The organism is Oleiphilus sp. HI0086, from assembly GCF_001635225.1.
In genome coordinates, this window is record NZ_LWFZ01000915.1 from 1 (window position 1) to 2840 (window position 2840).

The 2840-nt window shown below is 40.9% G+C and carries 3 protein-coding genes; all 3 read left to right on the forward strand.

The genetic code is table 11. From position 1 onward, the window contains the following. Window positions 1-1256: DUF6160 family protein (locus A3756_RS27810; RefSeq protein ID WP_068553978.1), on the forward strand; the 1256-nt coding region annotated here is incomplete at its 5' end. Between the two features lie 318 nt (window positions 1257-1574). Next, window positions 1575-2168, forward strand: a complete 594-nt coding sequence (locus tag A3756_RS16490; RefSeq protein WP_068553980.1) for a hypothetical protein — start codon at window positions 1575-1577, stop codon at window positions 2166-2168. Window positions 2169-2546: 378 nt separating this feature from the next. Next, window positions 2547-2807 (forward strand): FmdB family zinc ribbon protein, encoded by a 261-nt coding sequence (locus A3756_RS16495; protein WP_068511038.1) that lies wholly within the window; start codon window positions 2547-2549, stop codon window positions 2805-2807. Window positions 2808-2840: the final 33 nt, after the last annotated feature.

The window sequence follows — 2840 nt, forward strand, 5'->3', positions numbered from 1 at the left end:
GTTTGACTATCGATATAGAATCTAAAGTTTCTATCGGTCAGTTCATGTATAAAGATGCTGGTAGCCTATTCATCAACGATATCAAAATCGGTGGTAACCAAAATCTTACTGATGACCCGAATAACCTAGCAAACAACACTGACATGCTTGACAATATCCGTATGAACATCGATATTGCTGGTTCCGCTGCTACTGGCGAAAACATTTTAGATCGTGGTTTGTCTGATTTTTACGGTGCTGAAGGTCTAGCTGCATTGGCTCTAGCATACGGTGCTGTAGATGACGGTCGTCTAGCTGCTTTGGCTGGCGGTATCGAAGCTAACGCTGGTGGTGCATCTTTGACACAGCTAGAAGCTAACAATGTACAATTTGATCCAGTAAATGCTCCTGGTGTATCTGTTGTTCAAGCAATTGCAACTGCAACTGGCGGAACATTCGTTAAGGGTCGTGTTGGTATCGAAGACGGTGACTTGTTAATTCACGAAATCGCTACTGATCCATTGGCTGCTCTTGTCAGTGCTGATGACCTTATCGCTGGCGGTGCTACTGCACTTAGTGGTTACACAACTCAACAAGTTATCGACGCAGCTGTATCAGCGGTTGATTTCAAATACGAAATCGGTGCAATCGGTATTGCAGAGTCTTCTTACCAGGAAGGTGCAGATCTTACTACTGCACAAACTACTACTTTGATCAGTGACCTAAGCATTGCTGGTTACTTGGGACACAAAGATATCCATATCGAAAACAATGGTAATGGTTTCGGCGCTACTGACACTGATGGTAACGGTCGTATCTCTAATGCTGAAGCTACTGATGTTGCTACTGGTTCTACTGGTTACGGTGATGCGAACTCAAAAATCCACATGGATAGCTACTTCAACATCACTGATTTAGATGTTTACATCGATATCGCTGGTGTTCAGATCAACGATCTGAAAATCCACAACCACCGTGGTGACACTTCTGGTCTAGACGGATTGAATGCATTCGGTTTCGCTCACTCAATGCGTGACATTTACGCTGTTAAAGACGCAGTTCTTGATCTAGGTTCTGTTGCTTTGAACCCAGCTGGTCAAGTTTTCCAAGGTACCAACACAAGAGAAGGTTATGTTGACGGTATCGCAATCAACACTACTTCTAAGTTTGACCTAGATATCGGTTCATTGTCTTTCGGTGACACTGGTACTTCTATCGGTAAAATCTACTTGACTGATGTGACTAACACTACAAACTGGACTATCTCTGCTCACTAAGATCTTGATCTTAGCTGAAGCTGGATACGAAAGTGTTTAGTTAAGTTAGAAGCAAAACGAGAAACCGCCTCACATTGTGAGGTGGTTTTTTTAGTTTCTGTTGTCTGTAAATTCTGTTGGCAGGGAAATGTGGGGTAGGCTTTTGTGGCTAAAAGTGTTTGTTATGAAATTCCGTTCACTGCCTCGTTCACATTATAAAAAATGCCTAACAAAAGTCACAAATTCTACTGATTCACTGTAGACATTCTTCTCTCGCCCAGATAATTTATATCCACAACAGTTTTATCTCACCGTTATAATAATGATTGGAGTCTCTATATGAAGATGTTGAAATTTGGTTGGATACTGCTTGGTTTGCTGTTCTCAGTGTCGAGCACCTTAGTATCAGCTGAAGAAGGCAAAAGAAAAATAAAAGCAGAAGATCTTGTCGAGGCGCCAATTGCCGAGAGCGCTGTTGACCTTAACCAAGTGAGGCGGGGTAAGGTTACTGAGGAGCAAGCGATCGCGCAGCTTAAATATATGATGGTGCAGGGTTGGATGCGCATGGAAAAGAACTTGCTTGAACGTGGTGAATTTTTACCTTTTGGGATGGTACTTTCCCCGCAGGGTGAATTTAACGTGTTAGCTATTGAGCACCAAAATCTTGTTAAAAAGGATTTTCAACTAGCCTCAATCATTCAATATTTAAAGCGTATTGCTAAAACTCGTGCAAAGTGGGGTGTTGGCTTAATGTATATTGAAACAAGAAAGAATGCTGATGGCTCATCCATGGACTACATTCGAGTAGTGGCAGAGCATATAGCGGGCTGGGCTAGATCGTGGTCTTACCCTTATAAGGTGGTAGATGGTGAAGTTAAGCTCGGCGCACCAAAGGAGACGGTTCTGAAGCCCATCTATTTTCAGTCTAATTAAATGAATAGCAAGGAGGGAGGAAAAGCTCGCTTCTTATTCTATCTTTAGCTTTATAAGGCCGCCCAGAAGGGCGGCTTTGTTTGTTATAGGGTTCGCTTGCTTAGGTGAATATCGTTTTGTGTGTGCTTTTTATTATGCGGATATGGATCTTACAACAAATTATGTAATTGTTAGGTGTTAGCCTTTAACGATTTGTTATTCAAAATGAACCCTGAGCGCGTAGTCTGTCGGGGTTTTTTGGGTTTTATAGCGCTGATTTTAATATTTAGATTGTATATACTGTGCGCCGATTTTGCTTAGTCATGGCTGTTATGTGATTTAGATGTCATGTCTTTAAATAAGTATGTAAAGAAAGATTTATATAGGTGGTAATGAATAATGCCGATTTATGAATATGTGTGTAAATCTTGTGGTTTTGAAAAAGATGTCTTACAGAAAATGAGTGATAAGCCATTAACTGATTGTCCTGAGTGTAGCGAAAGTACTTTTTCAAAGCGTATATCCGCTGCTGGTTTTAGGTTATCAGGGTCAGGTTGGTATGAGACAGATTTTAAAACAGGAAATAAGAAAAACCTGTGCAACTCAAAGAATGAGAATAGCTCTAAATCTAAAGGCAGTGAAAGCTCTTCAGCAGCCTGATAAAGTAGCGATTTAACAAAGATAATTAACAAT